Annotated in this window: 20 protein-coding genes, 2 tRNA genes and 6 pseudogenes; 16 read left to right on the top strand and 12 right to left on the bottom strand. The window is 47.4% G+C overall.

Annotated elements, in window-relative coordinates; all coding sequences use genetic code 11:
- Nucleotides 1-101 precede the first annotated feature (101 nt).
- From C7N83_RS00595 to C7N83_RS00605, 3 genes are all read right to left on the bottom strand, one after another.
- Nucleotides 102-177: transfer RNA gene (locus tag C7N83_RS00595), tRNA-Val, on the bottom strand.
- Nucleotides 178-286: 109 nt separating this feature from the next.
- Nucleotides 287-886: a GTP cyclohydrolase II gene (gene ribA / locus C7N83_RS00600; RefSeq protein WP_106739864.1), complete on the bottom strand. Its 600-nt coding sequence runs from the start codon at nt 884-886 to the stop codon at nt 287-289.
- Nucleotides 879-1,553, bottom strand: coding sequence for a hypothetical protein (locus tag C7N83_RS00605; RefSeq protein ID WP_106739865.1), 675 nt, complete (start codon nt 1,551-1,553; stop codon nt 879-881). The genes ribA and C7N83_RS00605 overlap by 8 nt, the downstream gene beginning before the upstream one ends.
- A 170-nt stretch (nt 1,554-1,723) precedes the next feature.
- On the opposite strand from C7N83_RS00605, the gene C7N83_RS00610 reads away from it, so the two are divergent.
- The 13 genes and pseudogenes from C7N83_RS00610 to C7N83_RS16485 all read left to right on the top strand — a co-directional run.
- Nucleotides 1,724-1,808, top strand: a tRNA-Leu gene (locus C7N83_RS00610).
- A gap of 205 nt (nt 1,809-2,013) precedes the next feature.
- Complete coding sequence (locus C7N83_RS15560) at nt 2,014-2,235, top strand: Arm DNA-binding domain-containing protein (protein WP_245911069.1); 222 nt, start codon at nt 2,014-2,016, stop codon at nt 2,233-2,235.
- Nucleotides 2,232-2,672: a tyrosine-type recombinase/integrase gene (locus C7N83_RS15565; RefSeq protein WP_245911070.1), complete on the top strand. Its 441-nt coding sequence runs from the start codon at nt 2,232-2,234 to the stop codon at nt 2,670-2,672. Before C7N83_RS15560 ends, C7N83_RS15565 begins: the two co-directional genes overlap by 4 nt.
- 220 nt (nt 2,673-2,892) lie before the next feature.
- Entirely contained in the window at nt 2,893-3,183 is a 291-nt protein-coding gene (locus C7N83_RS15570; protein ID WP_245911071.1) for a tyrosine-type recombinase/integrase, read from the top strand.
- Nucleotides 3,184-3,204: 21 nt separating this feature from the next.
- Nucleotides 3,205-3,339 carry a primase-helicase zinc-binding domain-containing protein gene (locus C7N83_RS00620; protein WP_245911073.1) on the top strand — a complete coding sequence of 45 codons (135 nt, stop codon included), beginning with the start codon at nt 3,205-3,207 and terminating at the stop codon, nt 3,337-3,339.
- Between the two features lie 315 nt (nt 3,340-3,654).
- Nucleotides 3,655-3,840, top strand: a complete 186-nt coding sequence (locus C7N83_RS00625) for a hypothetical protein (protein ID WP_106739867.1) — start codon at nt 3,655-3,657, stop codon at nt 3,838-3,840.
- Between the two features lie 343 nt (nt 3,841-4,183).
- Nucleotides 4,184-4,588: a hypothetical protein gene (locus tag C7N83_RS15575; protein WP_245911072.1), complete on the top strand. Its 405-nt coding sequence runs from the start codon at nt 4,184-4,186 to the stop codon at nt 4,586-4,588.
- Nucleotides 4,558-5,943: a ShlB/FhaC/HecB family hemolysin secretion/activation protein gene (locus tag C7N83_RS00635; protein WP_245911074.1), complete on the top strand. Its 1,386-nt coding sequence runs from the start codon at nt 4,558-4,560 to the stop codon at nt 5,941-5,943. Before C7N83_RS15575 ends, C7N83_RS00635 begins: the two co-directional genes overlap by 31 nt.
- A 51-nt stretch (nt 5,944-5,994) precedes the next feature.
- On the top strand, nt 5,995-6,270 hold the full coding sequence (locus C7N83_RS16855; RefSeq protein WP_106739870.1) for an ESPR domain-containing protein: 276 nt from the start codon (nt 5,995-5,997) through the stop codon (nt 6,268-6,270).
- Nucleotides 6,158-6,886 (top strand): annotated as a pseudogene (locus tag C7N83_RS16695) (filamentous hemagglutinin N-terminal domain-containing protein); the annotation flags it as partial. The gene C7N83_RS16855 and the pseudogene C7N83_RS16695, both read left to right, overlap by 113 nt.
- A 1,155-nt stretch (nt 6,887-8,041) precedes the next feature.
- A pseudogene (locus tag C7N83_RS16860) lies at nt 8,042-11,047 on the top strand (DUF637 domain-containing protein); the annotation flags it as partial.
- A 1,124-nt stretch (nt 11,048-12,171) separates the two neighbouring features.
- Nucleotides 12,172-12,711, top strand: a complete 540-nt coding sequence (locus C7N83_RS00665; RefSeq protein ID WP_106739874.1) for a hypothetical protein — start codon at nt 12,172-12,174, stop codon at nt 12,709-12,711.
- A pseudogene (locus tag C7N83_RS16485) lies at nt 12,662-13,507 on the top strand (ATP-binding protein); the annotation flags it as partial. The gene C7N83_RS00665 and the pseudogene C7N83_RS16485, both read left to right, overlap by 50 nt.
- Nucleotides 13,508-13,690: 183 nt before the next feature.
- On the opposite strand, the pseudogene C7N83_RS00675 reads toward C7N83_RS16485, so the two are convergent.
- Nucleotides 13,691-14,061, bottom strand: a pseudogene (locus tag C7N83_RS00675) (bile acid:sodium symporter family protein); the annotation flags it as partial.
- 150 nt (nt 14,062-14,211) lie between these two features.
- A complete protein-coding gene (locus C7N83_RS00680) occupies nt 14,212-15,135 on the bottom strand; it encodes an NAD(P)H-hydrate dehydratase (RefSeq protein WP_106739877.1) in 924 nt (307 codons plus the stop codon).
- A 123-nt stretch (nt 15,136-15,258) separates the two neighbouring features.
- On the opposite strand from C7N83_RS00680, the gene C7N83_RS00685 reads away from it, so the two are divergent.
- Nucleotides 15,259-15,918 (top strand): cytochrome b/b6 domain-containing protein, encoded by a 660-nt coding sequence (locus C7N83_RS00685; RefSeq protein ID WP_106739879.1) that lies wholly within the window; start codon nt 15,259-15,261, stop codon nt 15,916-15,918.
- 64 nt (nt 15,919-15,982) lie between these two features.
- Here the strand turns inward: C7N83_RS00685 and tadA are convergent, their stop codons facing one another.
- The 6 genes and pseudogenes from tadA to C7N83_RS16700 form a co-directional block, all read right to left on the bottom strand.
- Nucleotides 15,983-16,702, bottom strand: a complete 720-nt coding sequence (gene tadA / locus C7N83_RS00690) for a tRNA adenosine(34) deaminase TadA (protein ID WP_106739880.1) — start codon at nt 16,700-16,702, stop codon at nt 15,983-15,985.
- Between the two features lies 1 nt (nt 16,703).
- The gene (gene miaA, locus C7N83_RS00695; protein WP_106739882.1) at nt 16,704-17,654 is read right to left on the bottom strand and encodes a tRNA (adenosine(37)-N6)-dimethylallyltransferase MiaA; all 951 of its coding nucleotides are present in this window, start codon (nt 17,652-17,654) and stop codon (nt 16,704-16,706) included.
- An 89-nt stretch (nt 17,655-17,743) separates the two neighbouring features.
- Nucleotides 17,744-19,042 (bottom strand): 3-phosphoshikimate 1-carboxyvinyltransferase, encoded by a 1,299-nt coding sequence (gene aroA, locus C7N83_RS00700; protein WP_106739884.1) that lies wholly within the window; start codon nt 19,040-19,042, stop codon nt 17,744-17,746.
- Nucleotides 19,043-19,259: 217 nt separating this feature from the next.
- A pseudogene (locus C7N83_RS00705) lies at nt 19,260-19,813 on the bottom strand (IS1595 family transposase).
- A gap of 267 nt (nt 19,814-20,080) precedes the next feature.
- Nucleotides 20,081-21,211 (bottom strand): aminotransferase class V-fold PLP-dependent enzyme, encoded by a 1,131-nt coding sequence (locus C7N83_RS00710; RefSeq protein ID WP_106739886.1) that lies wholly within the window; start codon nt 21,209-21,211, stop codon nt 20,081-20,083.
- A gap of 665 nt (nt 21,212-21,876) precedes the next feature.
- Complete coding sequence (locus C7N83_RS16700) at nt 21,877-22,161, bottom strand: LysR substrate-binding domain-containing protein (RefSeq protein ID WP_342747584.1); 285 nt, start codon at nt 22,159-22,161, stop codon at nt 21,877-21,879.
- Nucleotides 22,162-22,193: 32 nt separating this feature from the next.
- On the opposite strand from C7N83_RS16700, the gene C7N83_RS16705 reads away from it, so the two are divergent.
- Entirely contained in the window at nt 22,194-22,430 is a 237-nt protein-coding gene (locus C7N83_RS16705; RefSeq protein WP_146135064.1) for a hypothetical protein, read from the top strand.
- Between the two features lie 143 nt (nt 22,431-22,573).
- Here C7N83_RS16705 and C7N83_RS16710 read toward each other — a convergent pair whose 3' ends face one another.
- Nucleotides 22,574-22,801 carry a LysR family transcriptional regulator gene (locus tag C7N83_RS16710; RefSeq protein ID WP_342747585.1) on the bottom strand — a complete coding sequence of 76 codons (228 nt, stop codon included), beginning with the start codon at nt 22,799-22,801 and terminating at the stop codon, nt 22,574-22,576.
- A 204-nt stretch (nt 22,802-23,005) separates the two neighbouring features.
- Between C7N83_RS16710 and C7N83_RS15100 the strand changes: the two are divergent.
- Nucleotides 23,006-23,212, top strand: a pseudogene (locus C7N83_RS15100) (DUF3360 family protein); the annotation flags it as partial.
- Nucleotides 23,213-23,214 lie beyond the last annotated feature (2 nt).

Consider the following 23,214-nt stretch of genomic DNA (forward strand, 5'->3'; position numbering starts at 1 on the left):
CGGACGGGGCTCGAACCCGCTCCCCCGGTGTGACAGGCCGGTACTCTAACCAACAGAGCCTGCCCCACGCAAGCAATTGCGCATCGCAATTGCAAGAAAATTGGTGGGGGATGACGGAGTCGAACCGCCGACATTCTGCTTGTAAGGCAGAAGCCCTACCAACTGAGCTAATCACCCGAGAAGCCAAATCAGACCCAAAACCAACCCTACCTACAAGCAGTTTGTTCGGCTTGTTTTCCCGCTTGTTGAAACTTAAAATGAAAATTTTCAGACGGCCTGTAGAAGATTAAGGTTTTTCATAAAGGAAATGGCCTAATTTATCGGCTTTTGTGTGCAGATAACGTTCGTTTTCAATATTTTCACCAACCTGTAACGGAATACGCGCTACCACATTGATGCCGGCTTTTTGCAACGTTTTGATTTTTTCCGGATTGTTGGTCAAAAGTTTCACTTCATGAACCCTCAAATAATCGTAAATGCTTTTGGCCAAAGTGAAATCACGTGCATCCACCGGCAGGCCGAGTTCGACATTGGCTTCTACCGTATCACGGCCTTGGTCTTGCAATTGATAGGCACGGATTTTGTTAATCAAACCAATTCCGCGGCCTTCCTGACGCAAGTAAACAATCACGCCCCGACCTTCTTTCTGTACTGCCTGCATGGCTGCCTCCAATTGCGGGCCGCAATCGCATTTTTGCGAGAATAGGGCATCACCGGTTAAACATTCCGAATGAATACGCGACAAAACCGGCAGGCCGTCTGAAACACCACCCATCACCAACGCCACATGTTCTTGACCGCTTTCTTCTTCAAAACCATGCATGGTAAAGACGCCGAATTCAGTCGGCAGCCTGCATGAGGCCACAAATTTCACTGCTTTAGCCATGTTGCACTTCCTCGTCTTCTACTACGTTCAGAAGCGCTTTCATCGGCTCGCTTAAAACCAGTGACAAAGCTGTCCATTCGGTTAACGCGGCATCATTGAGTTGGTTTTTGTCGTTAAATTCAATATGTACCACACCCAAAACTGCGCCACTACCTGTACAAACCGGCACTGAAACCTGAGCTTGGCTTGCTGCATTGCGTTCGCCTGAAATCTCGCCCAATGCAAGCCAGTCGGCCATGTTGCTGGCGATATTCACCCAGCCGCTTTGTGCCGTGCGGCTGGCCAGATAAATCCGGCTGTTGTCTTCGTTCACGTCCAAATGAGGTTCTAGAAAGACGCCTTGCCAGGTGAGTAAAACCAGTTTCGGTGTCAGTGTTTCAGATGGCATATGCGCGTAAACCGCCGCGCTTTTGATGTCGGCTTGGCGGCTGTAAACCAAATCCAACGCCATAAAAATCTGCTTTAATAAAGCATCATTGTCCGCATTCGGCTGGATGTGTTCGGTCAACTTAAAACCGGCTTTTTCCGGCCACAATACCGAACGGTCAATCGCGGCATTGCCCATATTGGCCACTGCCTGTGCCGCCGCATAAGCGGCATACATACTATCAACAGAGAGCTTCAAACCCTGCGTTTGCAGGAAATCTTTAATTAATAATCTTGGCATGTGCCATTCCTCAGGATGCAGTAGCAAGACCGTCTGAAAAGGCGAATCAAACTTTTCAAGCGGCCGTCAAATGGATTACTTATTCGAATATGATGTTGATTATACCTTTTTTTAAAGTTCAATAGGCTTTGCATGATTTTTAATTATGTGTATAATCCGCTTCTCAATTGGCGGACGTGGCGGAATTGGCAGACGCACCAGATTTAGGTTCTGGCGCCGTGAGGTGTGAGAGTTCGAGTCTCTCCGTCCGCACCATACTCAAAAAAAGCTGCTTTTTTAAGCAGCTTTTTTACGTCTGTTACCGTCTAAAAAATCTACAAATCCCTTACTGTAATTGGCCTTCAGACTGATTGCTCTATCACTCAGCCCCTTTTCTTGTCTGTTATAGTCTGATAACGTCTGATTGAATCAACAAACTTTTGGGGGTAGTGAAAAATACCCTTAGAAAAAATACCCCCAAATGCCTTTCAACGACCGACAAATAAAGAATGCAAAACCAAAAGACAAGCCCTATAAACTAGCAGACGGCAAGGGCTTGTTTCTGTTAATCACACCCGCAGGAGGTAAATTATGGCGGCTGAAATACTGCTTTGACAGTAAAGAGAAGTTGTTATCTATCGGCAAATACCCTGCTATTGCATTGGTAGAAGCACGCGCTGCCGCCGATGAAGTACGGCCATGATTGCAGCCAAGCAAGACCCCGCCGCCGCCAAGCAGCAGGAAAAGCAGGCGCGAAAGGCAGCCACCCTGAATACTGTTGAACATATCGCCCGAGACTGGCACAACACCTATTTGCACATTTATGAGCCTGATAACGCTAAGCGGATATTGCGCTATCTTGGATTGGAAGTTTTCCCCACCATAGGCGCAATGCCGATAAAAGACATCAAGCCCTTGCATATCCGCGCCATGTTGGACAAGATTTTAAAGCGCGACATCAACAGCACCGCCGAAAAAATACGGCAATGGGTATCAAAGGTTTTTGATTATACAACGCGCCTAAAGCTGGCAGACGGCAATCCCGTGAGCGCATTTACCGGCTATATATCCCGAAAAAAGCCGCTATCCACCGCCACGCCTTGCCAAAAGAAGAGCCGACCGAGTTTTACCGCCGTCTGATACGGGCAGACATACACCAGCAAAACCGTATCTTGGTTATGCTGATTATGCTTTGCTTTGCCCGTAACAACGAGATATGTGGTGGACAATGGCAAGAGATAGATTTTCAATCGGCTATATGGCAAATACCCCCAGAGCGCATGACCCCCCCGCTTGCACGTGATACCGCTATCAGATTGGACGTTAGAGTTACCGACAGAGCTGAGGCCATAGCCGCTTTATGTTTCCCAGCCGTGTAAATCCTGATAACTATGCAAGCGAAAACACGGCAGGCAAGATTATCAACAACATGGGCTATAAAGACATTGCCACCCCACACGGATTCAGAGCCTTAGCAAGCAGCACGCTACACGAACAAAGTTTTAATACACACGCCATTGAAGCGCAATTAGCGCATTTGAAAGTGAACAGGGTAAATGCAGCCGATTACCTAGACGAGCGCAAAGCCTTTATGCAATGGTACAGCGCCTTTTTACGCGGCCATTATGAAGCCGCCAAATCGGCGGTTTGATTTACTTGGCTAAAGCCGTCACTGCAATCGGAATCCCACGGCAAAGACCGTTTCAGATATGACGACCTAGACGGACAAGGCACATTCTTTTGCAACCAATACGGCGCAGGGGACGGTTTTAGTTTGATTATGCACTACTTGAATTGCGATTTTTAGATGGCCTTGCAGCGAGTGGCCGCTATTTGTGGCAGACCATGACAGCCCGATAAGTACAGGGCAACACGCCGCACATGACTTAGCGGTACACGCCATCAAACAGGGTATCAAGTCCAGCCTGTATTATCCTACAGACAGCAGGCCATGACTTACTGGACGAACTAGTCACCCTGAAACGACCGGCGGCGGCTATCATCAACAGTCTGAAAAATGTCTGATTGAACTGGCTAACCCGTGCAGCAGGCAAAAAAACAGACGGCCTGAAAAGCCGTCTGAAAGCCTGTTACTTTGCACCACTATGAGAGAAGATTCAGAATGAATACACAGATTGTAAAAGAAACAGCGGCAACCATCAACGCCGCCGATTTAACTATCGATATTGAATCGCTGGCAGGTTTAAAACCACGCTTTGAATGTTTGCCATCGGGCGTATTTTGGGTAAACATCAAAACCGACAAACAAGGAGAGCCGGTAGAAGAGCGCATACTGGTTACAGCATAGAAAAACCTTAAAACTCCCGATTCATAAGGCTTTTTGTCTATGCCACTTTAAATAGCCACCCTAAATTTCCTACCCGGCCATTCGCGATGTTTGAAACAGACACAAATTTCAAATATTTCATTCATTACAAAAATCCACATTAAATTCTCAAAAAGCTACATTTAGCAATAGAGTTGGGCATCAGACCTGTCATTTCTTAGTGAGAATAGTTCATCTAATATATTTGATAATTGCAATCAAACTCAAAATATTAATAAAAAATAAATAAACAATAATATATGTTATATTATATTAATTTATGATAAATTTAATACTGGCCAAATAAATTATTCATAGTTGCCCCATGAGAATTCATCAAAACTGCCATTTGATATTTCGCCTTTGTGCGGGTTTGTTCTTATGTATGACTAGCTCTCACCTTCTGGCTGATGAAACTGAAAGAGAATTCGTCCGCCAGCAACAGAGGCAGCGCATGGAGGAAGAAAGACTGAGTCGTCATGAAGATGTGCGTCTGGAATGGGCGAATCCCGATATAGAGATTCAACTGAACAAACTGAACGAGACTCCTTGTGTCGTGGTTAATGAGATTCATATTGCTGATGCAGCGGGGAAATTTTCTTCCCTTTTGCCCAAACTGATTAAAAAATCCGGATTTGAACCGAGTGTCTTGGCAGTCAGGGGGTTCGGCTTTTACAAACATACGCTCAAAATATTGTTATTGAAAAAGGCTTTATCACATCCCAAGTGATTATTGAGCCACAAGATCTCAACAGCGGCAAGCTGGTTATTACTGTTGTGCCGGGACGGGTGTCGGCTTTACATATCCAAGCAGAGCAAGCGAATACGTTTTTATCAGGTCATACCCCTATTTTAGGCAATATATTCCCGATTCGTTCTGAAGATATTCTCAACCTGCATCGTTTGGAACAAGGTTTGGAAAACCTGCACCGTTTATCTACCGTAGAGAGCAATATCCGTATCGAGCCGTCAGAAAAACAGGGCTACAGCGATATTGCCGTTACATGGCAGCAGTCAAAACCTTTTTTAGTCACATTGGGATTGGATGACTCAGGCAGTAAGGCAACCGGTAAAAATCAGTTTTATACCGGTTTTTCTTTGGACAATCCTTTGCGGTTGGGTGATTTTCTGCATATTTCCTACCGCAGGGAAATCGGACATAAGCGCAAATTGACCGACAGTGAAGGCAATCATACCGGCAGCCGTTCCCGCTCATACAGCCTGCATTATTCTCTGCCTGTTAAAAATTGGCTCTTCTCATTTAATCACAGCCATTACCGTTATCACGAAGCCACGGAGGGCTTTTACCGTAATTATGATTACAGCGGTAAAAGCATCAACAGCCGTTTCGATGCAGACCGGGTTATTTATCGGGACGGGCGGCATAAGACCATAGCGGGGCTGTGGCTGTGGCGGCAGCAGATTCATAAATATATTGACGACAGCGAATTGGAGGTTCAACGCCGCCGCAGTGCGGGTTGGGCAGCCGGGCTCAGGCATAAATCGCAGTTGGGGCAGTACAGCTTGTACGGTGCGGTTACTTATAAACGCGGAACAGGGATGCTGAAGAGTTTGAAAGCACCTGAAGAATATGATTCCAACAACGGCACCATCGGCGGAACTTCACGTATGAAAGTGATTACAGCCGAACTTGCGGTTGCCGCACCTTTTAAAATCGGCCGGCAGTTATTTACAGCCGACAGTAATTTAAACCTGCAATGGAATAAAACCCCGTTAACGCCGCAAGACAAACTTTCATTGGGCGGCCGCTATACCGTAAGGGGATTTGACGGGGAGCAGAGTATTACAGGAGAACGGGGCTGGTATTGGCAGAACAATCTGGGCTGGCACTACCGGCCTTCACACCAAGTTTATCTCGGTATCGACAGCGGCCATGTTTCAGGCCGGAGTACCGAAGGTCTGGACAAACAGCGGCTGACCGGGGCTGCCTTAGGGATAAAGGGCAGTATCAAGGCAGGCGGCATGTTTCACTATGATGTTTATGCCGCCAAACCGTTAGACAAACCGGATCATTTTCAGACGGCAAAGACCGTTTATAACTTCAATCTTTATTACCGCTTTTAAAAATTCAGTTCAAGCAGACTCATCCATTTATTGTTTTAAGGGAGACAATTGATGAATAAGCATTTATTCCGCATCATCTTCAATCACAAACGCGGCCAGATGGTGGCCGTATCGGAACGCACATCCGCCCAAGGGAAAAGTCCGCAAAACAGTCAGGCAACAACAACAACCGTATTGGCGGAGTTGGTGCATCATCGGTTTTGCACAGGCTCAAATGATTGCCGACAGCGCAGCACCGGCAAAACAACAACCCGTTATCTTAAAACACAGCAACGGCGGTCCGCTGGTCAATATCCAAACCCCGAATGCGTCAGGCTTGAGCCATAACCGCTACACCCGCTTCGATGTCGATGCGGCAGGCGCGGCATTGAATAACAACCGCAACAGCAATCCGCATCTGGTAAAAGGCGCAGCCTCAACCATACTCAACGAAGTCCGTTCAATCGAGCCGAGCCGTTTGAACGGCATTATTACAGTAAAAGGACAAAAAGCAGACGTTATCATTGCCAATCCAGCCGGTATCAGCGTCAACGGCGGCGGGTTTAAAAACACCGGCCGCGCCACACTGACGACCGGTACGCCGCAATTCAAAGACGGCGCACTGCATTTGAATGTCAGCAAAGGGCATATCGACATCGGTAGTGCCGGATTCGACAGCCGTGGTGCGGACTATACTGAGATTCTCAGCCGTTCGGCTGCCATTGCCGGTAAGTTGAATGCTCGGCAACTGTCTGTTTCTGCCGGTGCTCAAAGCATAGACTATGCAAACGGTGAAATAACAAGTGGTCAACCCAGCGGCAAAGCCCCTACAGTGGGCATAGACACGGCTGCCTTGGGCGGCATGTACGCCGACAGCATTTTATTGATTGCCAACGACAAAGGTATAGGCATCAACAATGCAGGCACCTTGCAGGCTACACGGACACTTATCGTTACCTCGGCCGGCCGTATTGAAAACAGCGGCACTATCCGCACCACTGCTGCTTCAACCGATAGTCATCCTACCTATTTGGGTTTGGAAACCGGCAGTAGTGACGGTCATGGTTCCATCGTTTCCCAAAAAGGCAGAATCGAAACCAACGGTATGCTGGTTATTGATGCCGGTCAAGATCTCACGCTGAACCAAACCGCAGTCAGCCAGCGTCATAGCAGCAATCATGCCCTTATTCTCAATGCAAAAGGCCGTCTGAATATTAATGACAAAACCACTGTGGCCAATCAAGGCGGCAATATCATCATGGCCGCTCAAAATAATCTTACCGTCGGTGCGGCCAAAATCGAAAGCAAGGGCGGCATCAGCAGCAACAGCGGCGGCAATGCCGTTTTGAACAAAGCGGCCAATCTGGTTTCAGCGGGGGACACCGTCTTATTGGCCAATGGCAATATTGACAGCAGCGCGGCCATACAGTCTGCCGCCGGCAGCATACACATCGAAGCCGCCAAACCGGTTATCAGCGATAACGGCACTCCTTCCAATATCCGTTTGCAGGGCAGTATCCATGCCGCTGAAAACATCGCAGTATTGGCAGATAACGATATTGATACCGCAGCTTCGGCCATCCGTTCTGCCAAAAACCTTTACCTGCACGGGGACGGCAACGTCAGACTGAACATCGATGCAGCCTTACCCGGACAAACCGCCACCGTCAGCATACAGGCGGGTAAACATGCAAACCTGCAAACAGCCCAAGCGCAAACCCTGACCGCCGCCCAAGATTTGACCGTCCGTGCCGGCAGTATCGGTGTCGACCGGGTCAATTTGGCTGCGGGCAAAGGCAGGCTCAGTTTGGAAGCGCAAAACGGCGACATCAAGCTGACCAAGGGTAATAATAATCTACAACTGACAGCCGAACGCAATCTCAGCGTTAACGCATTGGCAGGCAACATCGTTTCAGACGGCCTCCATGCCGAATCGCGCAAAGGTTACAGCAGTCTGTTCGCATCAGGCAATGTCGATTTGAACAGCAAAGCAGCAGGTGCGCCTGTCAGCCAGATTAAAGGCAGAACCGCCGTCAATATCGGCTCGGTCGGACAAGGCCGCCTGAAAACCGATAATGCCGACATTCAGGCAGGCGCAGGTGATGTCTATCTGAGCGGCGGCAGCGAATTGAAACTGGGTAACGGGCAGCAGCGCAATGCCATTAATGGTAATCATATCCATATCGAAAGTAGAGACGGGGACATTAGCGCACAAAATATTCATTTCAATGCCAAAGCCTCTCTGAAAATCGATGCTGACCAAACCCTAAATATCCACAACAGTAAGCTCAACTCCAATCATAATACCTTACTAAACTCCACAAATGGTCATATCAGCTTAAATAGTTTAAATGCTTATTCGCGTCGCCATATGAGTATTACCGCTCAAGGCAAGCAAAAAGGACAAATTCTGCAGAATGATAAACAGAATAGCAATAACAGCTTGGTTGCTGATGGTGTTTTATCGTTCAACAGTAAAGGCATTCAGATACTTGACAATACTACTTTGCGCGGTGGTGCAATTAGTATCAAATCTGGCGGCATTATCAAACGAGGTCCCATAGATTGGGAAACGCAAGATACAGCGGTAATGCGTGAGGGTGAGATGAAGCATTTAGCCGGAATGATGTCTATTGAATCAACAGGAGGCATTCAGTTAACTATTGAGGCTGCCAATCGAATTATTTCAGCAGGCGATTTGTCCATACAGCACAATGGAAAATTTAAAGTCATCTCTAAAACGGGCAATAATGGCAATCCAAGTGCACAAATTTCCTCTATTTCCGCTAAAGGTAATATAGGAATTGTGGCAAGTGAGATAGACATGGATGCGGCAGACATTAACGCAGGAAAAGATTTGGCTTTAGTTTCAACCAAGGGGGACGTTGAAATTAAAAGCATCAGAAATACTTTCAACAACTATATTTCTGAGGAACGAGTAAATCAACTACGCAAAGAATTGGCTCATGTATCACATGAATTAAAAGTATTGAAAGAAAAACAATCAGCTTTGGAAAAGACTTCGGAATATCAAAAATTAGATAATATGCTGGTAGATATTTTGGAGGCTCATGCTATTGACCCTGGCTATGCCGCTCCTATTGATATGGTAGCCACTATTGAAAGAAACAAATTGCAACCGAATAATTGGAGTGACATTAAAGCAAAAATGTGGCCGAATCGAAATCGTATAGAAGCACTCAGTTCTCAAGAAACCATACTTAAAAAAAGCCTATCGGTTCTTCAAAATCCCGGCAAAGGCCATGAAAGTCAAAGATCTGTCTTAAAAGGAGAAAATGTTACACTGCTTTCCGCAGGAGGTATCAGCATTCAAGGATCTAAAATCAATGCTGCCAAAGAGTTAAATATACAAGCAGCAGGAATTCTGCCTGCCCCTAGTCTCGAAGAGATACAGGAAGGACAGCTGCAATCTGCGGTCAATATCAGCGGGATATTTGATACCTTTGAATATGGTCAGCAAAATAGTGATAAATATGCCTATGCTATTTTCAACAACCCCTCTGATTTATCGGGCAACACCGGTGTCACCATCATGGCTCCAAATGCACACGAAAATAGCCGTATAATTTTAGGTGCGACCAATATTATTGCCAATAACGGAAAAATCAAACTGCAATCGTACGGTGATCAATTTTACTATGTAGGGCAAGGTGAGCTATTTACTTTCGACAAAAGAAGTTATAAAACAGGTAAGTTCTATAACCGAAAACACGTTACCGAAATAAAAGAACATAAAAATGCTGAAGCAGATCCTGTCAGCCTTAGTGCATCTAAAGGAATTGAGATAAAATCAGGAGGCAGTATCGATGCTTATGCTACTGAGTTTGATGCCCCTAAAGGAACAGTCAATATAGCAGCTGGCCGTAAACTTACCTTGCGTGCTGTTGATGAACTTAATTACGACAAACTTGACAGTCGTAAAAAGAGTAAATTCCTTGGTATTACCTACAACAAGACCCATGATACTTCAACTCGGGTTATGCAGACAGCACTCCCAAGCCGGATTGTTGCCGAATCTGCCAACCTGCAATCAGGCTGGGACACCAAACTTCAAGGAACACAATTTGAAACTACATTGGACGGTGCCGTTATTCGTGCAGGTGTAGGTGAACAAGCACGCTCTGATGCCAAGATTATTCTAGAAGGCATTAAAAACAATATTTATACCGAGACGGTAAGTAATAATAAGTCCGCTTTTTGGCAAAAGCAGGCCGGACGCGGCAGCAATGTTGAAACCCTACAACTTCCAAGTTTTAGCGGTCCGGTTGCTCCTATATTATCCGCACCCGGCGGCTACATCGCCGACATCCCCAAAGGCCGTCTGAAAACCGAGATTGAAAAGCTGGCCAAACAACCCGAATACGCCTATCTGAAACAGCTTCAGACGGCCAAAAACGTCGATTGGAAACAGGTATAACTTGTCTACGATAAGTGGGACTATAAGCAGGAAGGGCTGACCGGTGCTGGGGCAGCGGTTATCGTCATTATCGTTACCGCACTGACTTACGGTGCGGGAACCGGCGCAGCTGCGGGTACAGCCGGCGGAGCGGCTGCGGGAGGAACAGGAACCGCAGCAGCAGGTACTGCCGCCGCAACAACGGCGGCAAGTACGACCGCTTCCACATTGGCCGCCATGAAAACCGCAGCCTTGGCCAGCCTTTACAGCCAGGCAGCCGTTGCCGTTGTCAATAACAAAGGCGATGTCGGCAAAGCCTTAAAAGAATTGGGTACAAGCCAAACGGTTAAAAACACCCTGACCGCCGTCTTAACCGCAGGTGCATTGGAAGGCATGAGCGGCCTTACGGCCAATGCCGCGCAGCAGGTTGCTTCGGCAACAGAAGTGTCCCAACTGGGTAATCTGACCGGCAATCTGATAAATGCGGCAGCTGCGGCCAATAGCGGCAAGTGTCAGGACGGTGCGATTGGGGCGGCTGTCGGGGAGATTGTTGCTGAAATGTACGGCAGACCCAAGAATACGGCCGAATCATCTAAATTATTAGAATATGCTAAGGCAGTAGCTGGCGTGACGGCTATGTTGACAGGAGGAGATGGAAATACAGCTATGCAGTCGGCTGAAATTGCAGTGAAATATAATTTTCTCTCACCTAAAGAAAATGAAAAACTAAATGAACTATTAAAGAAATTTGAAAAACAATCAATTTTATCAGCAGATTTTTGGCTAAATAGGGCGAATGATGCTGATTCAATGGAATTGTTACGTCTTTTAATAAAAGATCAATATAGCGATGAACTTCTTGTGAAATTTAGTCAAAATAAGCAACTTAGCCAAGCAGAATTATTTGATTTAGCAAGTTTTCTAACTAATTATAATAATGATGGGGGTAATGTTTATGCTTTAATATCATCAAAAGGTAGCCAAATAAAGTCATTAACACAAGTTGAACAAATTACAGTTGCAAAAAAAGCAGCATTACGTAACCTGTCTAGACTTAATTCTTTTGACTATAGATTAGGAAAGAGTACATCTGAAGGTTTACTTTTAGCGGGTATTTATTTCACAAATTCAGAATTAGCCACCTTGTACAAAGGAGTTATGTCTAGACCTACATTAAAAACGTCATTAATTTCAGGTGGAATAGGAGCTACTATCTCATCTACAACAAATGTGGTACCGCAAATTATAACCTGTGCTAAAAATGGAACTAGTATAACAGATTGTTCTAGCCATATTGATATAAAAAAAGTTGTCATTGCAGGAGGAATCGGATTCATACAAGGCGGTTCAAATGGATTGGCTTCAAGTGCTGCTGGATATAGGCCATTTAGTTGGATTAAACCACGTGAGACAGGGAAAATAGTTCCCATTGTTATTTATGGTAATAGCTCAGCACTAGGAGCATCAACTTCTACTGCTGTTCAGGGAATTTATGAGAAATATAAGAAAAAGGAGGGGGAATAAATGTCTTATTTATTTGAAATAATAATGACATATATTTCACAGAAATATATCAATTATTCTCACAAATGGTATATTGCATTAATTAAAAACATACTAATTTTTATATCATTATCTAGCATAATACTACTTATTGAATTTTATAAAAGTAAATGGGAGTTAAAAATTTCCTTTATAGAAGCAATAAGGTTGGTACTTATAGTTGGTGCCTGTGGAGGACTAATTTCTTTCATTGTTATAAAAATCATCTATCTTTTTTTTGATGATGGATAATCAAAATTCACTAATATATGTGTATTGGACGATTAAAAATGGAGTCAAATAATTACTTTAACCATTTACTGGAACGTCTGCAATGGACAGTATCGGATAATTATTCATTAGAATCATTTTTCCAGGGAGACGTAATTTTAGCTTCTGAAAAAAAATTGCAATCATGTACAGAGTTCTTTTATAGAATTTTAAGATGTAAATTAATTCAAGTAGATTGGATTTTTAATGAGGAATTTTGGATTACAAATAACCTTTCAATCCCCGAGGTGTTTGCAGAGATGATGATTAAGTATCCACACTATAAATTGTACAAACCTTCCAATGAGTTTGCAGATGAGATGCAATTAAAAATATGGCTGGAGAGCTATTTCATTGCCACAGAAAAATTAGAATCCATTTCTGACCGCTGCCGTTTAGACAGAGGGGATTATCCGATTGATATGAGCGATGAGCGGTGGATTCAATTTGATAGGGAAATCCGCAAGGTATTTTTAGAAAACGGTGTCCCCTGGGATATAGAGCATCCTTTATTCCCGATTGATAAAACAAGGTTTAATATCGATACCGGCGGTGCATAACTCTAAGGGCCATGTCGGCAAAACCCTGAAAGATTTGGGCAGAAGCCAAACCGTAAAGAACCTGGTTGTCGCAGCGGCGACCGCAGGCGTTGCCGATAAAATCGGTGCCAGTTCCGCATTACAATGGAGCAAAAATGCTACCGTTAACCAACTCACTGTCAATCTTGCCAGCGCAGGCAGCAGTGCGGTGATTTCTACCGCCGTCAACGGCGGCAGTCTGAAAGATACTTTAGAGGCAGAGATTTTAGCGGCACTGGTCAATACCGCGCACGGTGCGGCGGCAAGCAAAATCAAACAAATCAACGGAGAAACATGGTACCGCCAAGTCGCGCATAAGATTGCCCATGCGGTTGCAGGATGTGCGGCTGGAGCGACCAATAAAACCTGGCTGGCCCGCGCCTTAGGCGTACAGGCTTGCCGGAACGGTTTTAAGACTTCCTTTTACAATGCAACTCAATTGTTGACCGATCTGGAGTTGGCCGTTTTAGCTAATGAAGTACATCTGTTGAAGCAGAAATTAGTCAAACCCCAACTGCTGATTATTGATGATTTTGGGATAGGCGCAATTCAGCCGAGCATAGAAGCACGCTTGCTGGACATTATTGATAAACAGTCTGCCAACGGTGGATTGATGATTACCGCGCAAATTCCACCGGAGAAATGGTTTGACTTGTTTCATGATGCGGCGGTTGCCGATGCGATTTTGGACAGAATCATACACCGCTCACACCGGATTAATCTGACAGGTGATTCGATGAGAAAAAGGAAAGGCGGGGTAAGGTTAGACAGTCTCTAACTTAGAAAAAAGCAATTTGCTGTAAGGGCAAATTGCTTTTTTATGGTTCTTTTGCCTCGCACAAGTCACAAGGTTTCTATATCTTTTATTAGTTAATTTTAGTTAAGTTATTTTATGGTTGCGAACAGCATTCTCTGGGCTTGTAGATAATATTTTGGAGTGGCTGTTAGTAGCATTCTGGTGGTTGCCGCGTGCCAGATAAGTCACCACATTTGATGATGTGCCGCCCGGACAGCAACCGACCAAAATCACGCCGACTGCGACTTGAGGCGGCAAATCCAATAACTTGGTGAGCAGGTAAGCCGCCAGCGGCATAATAACGAATTGCCCCAACACGCCGATAATCACGGCTTTGGGGTGTTGGACGATGATTTTGAAATCAGACGGACTGAGTGTCAAACCCATGCCGAACATAACGACGCCGAGCAGTAAGGGCACATATTGCAGCACCCATTTGAACGTTTTTGGGAAAAAAATGCCGTGATAGCGCACAAGGCTGCCCAAAAGGGAAAGGTTTTGACGATGAAATGGCTGATTTTGGTAAGCTTGCTCATAATTGTCGCCATTATAAAAATCGCAAGCATACACGTCTTGGCAGGATAATGCAAAAGTAGGCAGGTCGTCTGAAAACAAGGCGGAACACAATCAACGTTTCTCAAACATGACATGCCGGTTTTATTTCTGCGATTTCAGACGGCCTTTTTTCAAACTTTCAAGCGCGCAGCAGTTTGGCCGTATCGGTAGGATTGGTCGGCAATCCGATTGCGCAGCCAGCGTGCTGCCGGTGCGATTTCTCCAGCAAGCATGCCGGTTTCGCCGATTTGACTGTCGCGCAACACATCGGCTGCGGCGCCGTGCAACCAAACACCGGCCTGAACGGCTTGTTGCGTGTCGATGCCTTGTGCCAGCAGGCTGCCGATCATACCGCTCAATACATCGCCGCTGCCTGCTGTAGCCAATCCGGCATTGCCGCTAGAGTTGGTATAAATCCGTCCGTCGGGGGTGGCAACTAAGGATTGATGGCCTTTCAATACGGTGAAGGCATTAAATGTTTGGCTGATGGTTTTTGCCGATTGAATGCGGTTGGCCTGAATGTCGGCGCTGGCGGTGTGCAATAACCGTGCGGCTTCGGCAGGGTGAGGCGTGAGCACTAACTGACCGTGTTGCTTTGCCAATTCGCGGTCTGTTTGCGAGCGGGCGAGTAAGGTGAGCGCATCGGCATCAAGTAATAAAGGCTGATTTTGGGTGTGTTGTAATGCCCATGTAACGATGTTTTGCGCATCTTGCTGCAAGCCCAAACCGCAGCCGATTACCCATGCGCTGATGTCTTCGTGTCGGCAGAGATTTTCCGCCGTGGCCAACATGATTTCCGGCCGCTCCGGAATCACGGCAAACGGCAAAATGCTTTGGTTGAACCCCGCCCAAACCTTGCCGCAGCCTTGATACATCGCCGCGGTTGCCGCCAACACTACCGCGCCGCTCATGCCTGCCGCACCGCCTACCACGGCCAAGGTACCGTAAGTGCCTTTGTGTGATTGGGCATGGCGCTGCCGGAATACGTCCGGAAACCGAGAGGCCATCTGAAAAATTTGTTTGGGGTTAAGAATCTGATAAGGTGGATAAATCATGATGATACTGTCGGCAAATTTGGTTAAAATAAGGCAGCAGGCACAATATCGGCATGCTTTCGCCGCATGTCTGATCCGTGCCGTCACACAAACTTTTTCTATCTTATAAGAAAGAACGCTATAATGAAACAGAAAATCAAAGTTTGGGATTTACCCACGCGCATTTTTCACTGGACACTGGTATCGGCCTTCGCCTTTATGTGGTACAGCGGCGAAACCGGCGGCAGTCTGCTGGCATGGCATTTGCGTTGCGGCCTGCTGATTTTGGCCTTGGTGGTGTTCCGCGTGTGTTGGGGTTTGTGGGGCAGTGATACGGCCAAGTTTGCCAATTTTGTGCGCGGGCCGAAGCAGATTGTGCGTTATATTAAAGGCGAGATTACCGAAAATGAGCAGCCCGGCCACAATCCGTTGGGTGCGCTGATGGTATTGGCCTTACTGGGCGCAGTGTTGGTGCAAGTCACTACCGGCTTGTTTTCACCGGATGACAATACTTTCGTTTACAACGGTTATTTAAACAGCCTGGTCGGCAGCGATATCGGTATGGCCATGCGCAAAATCCATTTTGGCTTCTTCAACCTGCTGTTGCTTTTGGCGGCGGTGCATATTGTCACCATTTTGGCGTATAAGTTTTTGAAAAAACACAATCTGATTACGCCTATGATTACCGGCTGCAAAGAATTGGAAGGTAAACTGCCGCTGCTGAAATTTGCGAGTTCGGGCAAATTTATTGCTGCCGTGGCGGTCGCGTTGATGGTGGTGGCGGTGGTGGCGAATATCGGTTAAACCGGCTTTCACCATAAAACAGGCCGTTTGGGGATTCACCATTATCGTACAGACGGCCTTTTTATTAACCGCGCCTTGCCGCAAAAAAATCCCGCAATACATTTCCGCACTCATCGGCCAACACACCGCCCAAAACCGCGGTGTGTTTGTTTAGTATATTGTGTCCAAACAGATTCAATACGCTGCCTGCCGCCCCGGTTTTCGGTTCGGCGGCGCCGAAAATGACACGTTTCACGCGTGCCTGAATCAGGGCGGAGGCACACATGGCACAAGGTTCGAGCGTGATGTACACGTCGCAGCCGTCGAGACGGTAGTTGCCCAATGCCGCACCTGCCTGTGCTAAAGCACGGATTTCGGCGTGGTGGCTGATGTTGTGGTTGCGTACGCAGGTGTTGTGGGCAGCGGCGATGATTTGGCCTTTTTGCACCACCACTGTGCCGACGGGAATTTCTTCCATCTGGGAAGACTGCTTGGCTTGTTGCAACGCTGCCTGCATAAATTTTTCCATTTCAGACGGTGTGGGGAATACGGCCACAGGCGGGTGTTGTTTGATTTGTCCGGTTACCGCGGCTTTTTGCGTGTCGCTCAAATCAGCAGCAGCAATTCCCAGCAGCAAGGCTTCGAGCTGCCATAAAGTGCTTTGGGTGACGGTGCAGCCGGCGGCTTTAAGCAGCAAGAATGCTTTGGCCGAACCGATTTGACGCAAATCTGCCACGGTTTCTATGCCCAAGCTATGCAGCGTGACTAGGGTTTTCGGGGCGATGGGCGGGGTGCTTAATTTCATTTCAAGCGGTCTGTTTTTCAAAATGATTGCGCACCGAATTTAAGGCCGTCTGAACATAACCGCTGCCGCTATAAGGGTCGAGCGTGCGGGCCAACGGGATTTTGCGCAACCAAGTGAGCTGGCGTTTGGCCAATTGGCGCGTGGCGGCGATGCCTTTTTCGACAAAGGTATCGTAACCGGTCAGGCCGTCGAGATAATCCCATGCTTGGCGGTAGCCGACGCAGCGCATGGCGGTGGAATCGGGTGTCAGTTCGGGATATCGGTGTTTCAGCATGTACATTTCATCCAAAAAACCTTGTGCCAGCATTTGCTTGAAACGTTTACCGATTTGCGCGTGCAGCAAGGCGCGGTTTTCCGGAATCAGGGCGATGGTGCACAAATCCAGCGACGGCATGTGGGTTGCTTTTTCGGCAAAATGTCGGCTTAAAGGTTTGCCCGTGAGCATGAATACTTCCAATGCGCGTTCGATGCGCTGGCTGTCGTTGGCTTTCAGACGGCCTGCGGTTTCGGGGTCGGTTTCTTGCAAACGCTGATACAAATGCGCTAAACCATATTCGGCTTTGCTGGCTTGAAGTCGGGCGCGGGTGGCGGCATCGGCTTCGGGTAAATTGTTCAAACCTTCGGTCAGCGCGTGGAAGTACATCATCGTACCGCCGACAATCAAAGGCAGCCTGCCGCGCGCATGAATCTCATCCACCAAGCGTACGCAATCAGCCACAAATTCGGCCGCGCTGTAACTTTCCAGCGGCGAAATGATGTCAATCAAATGGTGCGGCACGCCGGCACGTTCTGCGGCAGTGGGCTTGGCGGTGCCGATGTCCATGTCGCGGTATACCAGCGCGGAATCCAAGCTGATGATTTCGACCGGCAGGCTTTTGGCGATTTTGAGCGCGAGGCCGGTTTTACCGCTGGCGGTCGGACCGAGGACGGCAAAGGCTTTAGGTGTGTTCATGAAGCGATTCAGATGATAGGGAACGGCAAATTATAACAAAAAGGCCGTCTGAAAGCAGGGCTTTTCAGACGGCCTTTGGATATTCAACCTTATAACGCTTCGGTAATTTCGCCGAACACGTCAAAATAAGTCGGAAAAGTTTTGTGCGTGCATTTTGGGTCGTTGATGGTGACCGGCACGCCCAACAGCGACACCAGCGAGAAACACATGGCGATGCGGTGGTCGTCGTAGGTGTCAATGGCGGCATCGGCGTTTAATTGTGGCGGCGGCGTAATGTAGATGGCTTCTTCTTCTTCCGCCACTTCCGCGCCGAGTTTGCGCAATTCGTTAGCCATGGCGGCGATGCGGTCGGTTTCTTTCACGCGCCATGAACCGATGTTGCGCAGGGTGCAGGGTTTGCCGCTTGCCAACGCAATGACGGCCAAAGTCATTGCGGCATCGGGAATGTGGTTGGCATCCAAGTCAAAGGCTTTGACCGCTTGGCCTTCAGCACGTGAAATTTCAATGAAATTGTCACCCCACACCGCATGGGCACCGATTTTTTCCAATTCGCGCGCAAAAGCCACATCGCCCTGAATGCTGTTCAAGCCAATGCCGGTCACGCGAATCGGCGTGCCGGAAATCAAGCCCGCGCCTAAGAAATAAGACGCACTGGAAGCATCGCCTTCAACATGCAACACTTCCGGCGCATGGTAGCGTGTCCCGGCTGGAATTTTGAATATGCGGTAATCGTCGTTTTCAATGTTGACACCGAATTGCGCCATCAATTTCAACGTGATGTCGATGTAGGGCTTGGAAATCAATTCGCCGACCATGTGGATTTCAAAGGCTTCGCCGGTGAGCGGCAGCGCCATCAGCAGTGCGGTCAGGAATTGGCTGGAAACATTGCCTTTAATCGGAATCACACGCGTACCGTTGCCGGTAAACGCATTGATTTGCAGCGGCGGGTAATGTTCGTTGCCCAAATATTGAATATCGGCACCGGCGATGAGCAGCGCATCAACCAAATCGCCAATCGGACGTTCGTGCATACGCGGCACGCCGTGCAGACGGTAATCGCCGCCCAATACCGCCAATGCAGCCGTGAGCGGACGAAACGCCGTGCCTGCGTTACCTAAAAACAAATCGGCTTCACGGTTGGGAAATTTACCGCCTGTCCCGTGTACTTTCAGACGGCCTGTTTCCAAAAATCTGATGTTCACGCCCAGTTTGCCCAAGGCTTCAAGCATGCGGTCGGTGTCATCGGATTTTAACAGCGAACGGATTTCGCATACGTTACCGGATAAAGCCGCCAACAGCAAAGTGCGGTTGCTGATGCTTTTCGAGCCGGGCAGGGCAACGGTGGATGGTTTGAGGCGGCAGGCAGGCAGGCGGATGGATTCGGTCATAATGTCGGGAAGAAATAGTGGAATAACAGAAATAAGCGCATTATACACAGTCCGCCCCGGTTACGGATAATCTGCCTTCAAGCATTATCTTAAATTTGCGCCATTTTAGAAGAGAAGTGAAACCGGTTTTCAGACGGCCTGATATTAAAAAATACATTGATTACGCATAAAAATGGTACAAATTGAATAAATAAAAAGGAGCTGACGTAGATTAGCCTCAAATATCACACCAAATTCGCAAAATTTTCAGTCGTTCTTTTGGTGTACCAAAGCTAAAACGAAACCCGCATTCTTTCCGGAATAATGGAAAAGATTTCCGGTCAATTCCATTCTATTTCCGTAGCATGCGCTTTGCCTGGTTCCAAAAGTTTTCCATCCCGTCAATGTGGTTTTGCCGTCCTACAAAATGCGTACAGTGATTGATACGGTGATAAGTGGATTCACTCACATTCTGCGACAACAATTAAACCTTCCCCTGTCGTTTTAGAATGCCAAAAACAGCCACTTTACCTGTAACACCCCGACCGCGTTTGCCTTTGCACTGCCTGCCAAAACAACCCCCGTCTCATTCAACCGGGCCATCAAAAATTTCATCTGCCCGAAGTTCTGAACGGTAAGCGATGGCTTGGCGGATTTTACGGTAAAACAACAGGGCGGAATCAGGCCGGATACCGGGTATACCGGCAGCTGCACGGGCCGTTACTTCCGATACAGAAAATTGAAGAATTTTTTCCGTGTAGATTTGCTTGGTTTGCAATGGGTTACCTTCATTTTTTAATGTGTAACCCGATTGCTCATCTGCATCAGCCCAATAAAAATATAAATGAGTGGTGTGGGAGAGGCCGTCTGAAGCATGCTTGGTTACAGATGGCCTGAGACCTTTGCAACATCCTTGTCTGTGGCACATTTCTCTGCGCGGTGTTTTCCGAACGCTTGGCTTTGTAGGCGGTCTGTCTGCACGTCCTGCGTTTGCTTGCTTTGGAGTTTGTTTGAATCTGAAGATTTTGCAATGTTCCCGGATTCGTTTTTTAAATAAACTTATTTCACTTTTGCCAGGGCATCGGCAAACAATTCAATCGTGCGGTCGATGTTTTGCAGTTTATCTAAGCCGAGCAAACCCAAACGGAAGGTTTGGAAATCGCTGCGTTCGCCTACTTGCAGCGGCACGCCCGAAGCGATTTGCAGACCTTGGGCGATAAAGGCTTTGCCGTTTTGGATGTCGGAATTATCGGTGTAGGCCACCACCACACCCGGTGCTCCGAAGCCTTCGGCAGCCACACTTGGATAGCCGTGTTCGGCCAACAGACGGCGGATTTTACTGCCCAATTCGGTTTGGCAGTCGCGCAAAGTTTCAAAACCGATGGCTTCGGCTTCGCGCATGACTGCACTCAGCCGGAATAAGCCGTCGGTCGGCATGGTAGCGTGATAAGCATGGCCGCCGTTTTCAAAGGCTTCCATGATTTGCAGCCATTTTTTCAAATCCATGGCGAAACTGTCGGATTGGGTTTGCTGCGCTTTTTGGTAAGCGCGTTCGTTGAGCATGACCAAACCGGCGCATGGTGTGCCGCTCCAGCCTTTTTGCGGGGCAGAAATCAATACGTCGATGCCTAATTGTTCCATGTCGGGCCAAATGCAGCCTGAGGCAATGCCGTCGATCACCAGCAAGCCGCCGACTGCATGCACGGCTTCAGCCAAGCGGGCGATGTAGTCGTCAGGCAACATGATGCCGGACGCGGTTTCAACGTGCGGCGCAAATACCACCGCCGGACGGTATTCGGCGATTTCGGCACATACTTCGCTAATCGGTGCGGGTGCGAAAGGTGCTTGGTATGAATCGGCTTGGCGGGCAGTCAATACTTTGGTGTCATCGGTGATGCGGCCTTGTTCGATGATTTGCGTCCAGCGGTAACTGAAAAAACCGTTGCGCACGATCAGGCATTTTTCATCACGGGCAAACTGGCGTGCCACGGCTTCCATGCCGGTGGTACCGCTGCCCGGAATCACGGCAACGTGTCCGGCGCGGTAAACGGATTTTAAGGTAGCGGAAATATAACGTAAGGCCGTCTGAAACTTTTGCGACATATGGTTTAAAGCGCGGTCGGTATAAACCACGGAATATTCCAGCAGGCCGTCTGAATCGGTTTCAGGGTGGGGCAATTGGGCTGGCATGGCGTTTCTCCTTGTGTTGCAGTCGGATGTTGTGCGGAAATCATATCATTTTAAAAAAACAAATAAAAGACTGGCGGTTTGGGAAGCGCGGCATAATCGGCATAATTGGAGATCAGGCCGTCTGAACGGCCTTTCAGACAGCCTTTAAACATCAATTAAAAGAGATTGTTGCAAAACTCAGGCCTAACAAAACAGTATCCGTCAAGGGCATGTCCTCCCTTGCCGCGCCCCGGCCGGTTTGACTGGTGCGGTGTGTAAAACCGTCCGTTTTGAGTATCGCTTTTTCTGCTCGAAAATCAGCAACGCAAGCATAAATGAGGACACGCCTTAAGTGCCGACGAGATTATCAGGCTACCACCCGATAACCACCGGTTAGACTTCAGCCTTTTGTCGAATTTTACAAAGCCCGACGGGAGCACAAGGGTGGGTTTCCCGCTGATTTAATTTTTTTGAATGGTTTAATTTACTGAATATATTGTGAAAATATATAAAGCATCAGTGAAATAAATGGAAATTATCAATAAAGACAATTAGCCAGAACGCATGCTTCGGTTTGTTCATAACGGCAGCAAAAGGCATTTGCCGATATGGAGCAAGGCAGGTTTCGGGTTATTCATTTTCGGACTACCAAAAAGCCGTTTGAAATGGTTCGGACAGCCTTCGGCTTAATCCGGCCGGATTGGCCAAATTTCTTCAACACTCTGTTTTAAAAGCTGCAAATCGGGATTGTCTTCATATTCGCCAGCATAAATAAAATGCATGGGCATGGTTTGTCGGTATTCTTCCAATACCGACAGCGGGCGGCTGTCGCAGATGGCGGCTTCGGCTTTGTTGCTTGGTACCATGGCCACGCCTATGCCGTTGATGACCAAATCCAAAATGGCTTGCGGATAATCGCACAAAATTTGCCGTTTAGGCGATATGCGGTTGGCTCGCCAGAATTGTTGCAAATGCTTGCTGCTGCCTCCATATCCAATACGGTATGAGCGGCGAGATTCTGTCGCGCATTCAAAATAAAACGCTGCACGGCGATTTTTTCTTAGGCAACATCAACCAGCGCGGCATTTGCAGCTTGCTGTTTTTGCAAAACCTGCCGTACTCGCTGATTTGTCCGCAAGGCGAAGAAGCCACTATCCGTGCCAATCCGAAAAGCTTGGAAAGCTACACGTGGATTGAAATGTCCGGCGTTTCCGGCAGGTATTGGGTGCGTTTTGGTTGATAAGGGCCGTAAGTTTGGTGGAATCGACGGGATGGATAATACCCAATTGGGTTTCTTTGGTGAAATCCTGTGCCAGTGTTTTGGCGAATTGTTCGAGCTTGTGTTTGTGTTGTAGCAGGGCTTCGGCTTCAGGCAGAAAAATTTCACCGGCGGCGGGTAAGTGTCATGTCGTTGCTGGTGCGGTTGAAAAGCGGTGTGCCCAAGTCGTTTTTAATGGCTTTGATTTGGGCGGAGACGGCGGGTTGTGAGAGAAAAAGACGTTCGGCCGCTTGGGTCAAGTTGCCTTGATGCGCGACGTTCACGAAGGATTTTAATTGGTTGATGTCTATTTTTTGGCTTGATTTTGTTTTCCCGTCATTAATTTTTAACATAATTTTATCTTTTTTGAATATCAAAACAGTCTATCAAATCAATGTTTTCAGTAAACATCATCAATAAATCGAATAGCAGCTATCAGAAAATAAGATTTGTTTCCTTGTTCAGGCGGCTTTTTAATAGTCAACGGTTTGCTGTCGGAGGAGAATAATACGGCAAACCGTGACACACGAATTCATAAAAAAAACAGGAAGTAAATAATGGACACACAAGAAAAAAGCTATGCCGATCTGCATTAACCCGGTTCGGCATTCGACACGCGCGAAGCGTATTTGAACCATGAGTTGCAAATCATGCAGCCTAAACTCTGGAGGCCGAATCTGCTGTTTTGCGATTATCGTTTCGAATGTGAGGACATGATTCCGGCAGTTGCGGCGACTATCGGTAAAGTGGTGATGGTGGGGGCAAC

The sequence above is a fragment of the Neisseria iguanae genome (genome assembly GCF_003013245.1).
Lineage (GTDB): Bacteria > Pseudomonadota > Gammaproteobacteria > Burkholderiales > Neisseriaceae > Neisseria > Neisseria iguanae.

Coding starts and splice junctions, on each gene's coding strand:
- ribA (WP_106739864.1), bottom strand. CDS start 886: ATGGCTAAAGCAGTGAAATTTGTGGCCTCATGCAGGCTGCCGACTGAA.
- C7N83_RS00605 (WP_106739865.1), bottom strand. CDS start 1,553: ATGCCAAGATTATTAATTAAAGATTTCCTGCAAACGCAGGGTTTGAAG.
- C7N83_RS15560 (WP_245911069.1), top strand. CDS start 2,014: ATGCCTTTCAACGACCGACAAATAAAGAATGCAAAACCAAAAGACAAG.
- C7N83_RS15565 (WP_245911070.1), top strand. CDS start 2,232: ATGATTGCAGCCAAGCAAGACCCCGCCGCCGCCAAGCAGCAGGAAAAG.
- C7N83_RS15570 (WP_245911071.1), top strand. CDS start 2,893: ATGTTTCCCAGCCGTGTAAATCCTGATAACTATGCAAGCGAAAACACG.
- C7N83_RS00625 (WP_106739867.1), top strand. CDS start 3,655: ATGAATACACAGATTGTAAAAGAAACAGCGGCAACCATCAACGCCGCC.
- C7N83_RS15575 (WP_245911072.1), top strand. CDS start 4,184: ATGAGAATTCATCAAAACTGCCATTTGATATTTCGCCTTTGTGCGGGT.
- C7N83_RS16855 (WP_106739870.1), top strand. CDS start 5,995: ATGAATAAGCATTTATTCCGCATCATCTTCAATCACAAACGCGGCCAG.
- C7N83_RS00665 (WP_106739874.1), top strand. CDS start 12,172: ATGGAGTCAAATAATTACTTTAACCATTTACTGGAACGTCTGCAATGG.
- C7N83_RS00680 (WP_106739877.1), bottom strand. CDS start 15,135: ATGATTTATCCACCTTATCAGATTCTTAACCCCAAACAAATTTTTCAG.
- C7N83_RS00685 (WP_106739879.1), top strand. CDS start 15,259: ATGAAACAGAAAATCAAAGTTTGGGATTTACCCACGCGCATTTTTCAC.
- tadA (WP_106739880.1), bottom strand. CDS start 16,702: ATGAAATTAAGCACCCCGCCCATCGCCCCGAAAACCCTAGTCACGCTG.
- miaA (WP_106739882.1), bottom strand. CDS start 17,654: ATGAACACACCTAAAGCCTTTGCCGTCCTCGGTCCGACCGCCAGCGGT.
- aroA (WP_106739884.1), bottom strand. CDS start 19,042: ATGACCGAATCCATCCGCCTGCCTGCCTGCCGCCTCAAACCATCCACC.
- C7N83_RS00710 (WP_106739886.1), bottom strand. CDS start 21,211: ATGCCAGCCCAATTGCCCCACCCTGAAACCGATTCAGACGGCCTGCTG.
- C7N83_RS16705 (WP_146135064.1), top strand. CDS start 22,194: ATGAGCGGCGAGATTCTGTCGCGCATTCAAAATAAAACGCTGCACGGC.
- C7N83_RS16710 (WP_342747585.1), bottom strand. CDS start 22,801: ATGTTAAAAATTAATGACGGGAAAACAAAATCAAGCCAAAAAATAGAC.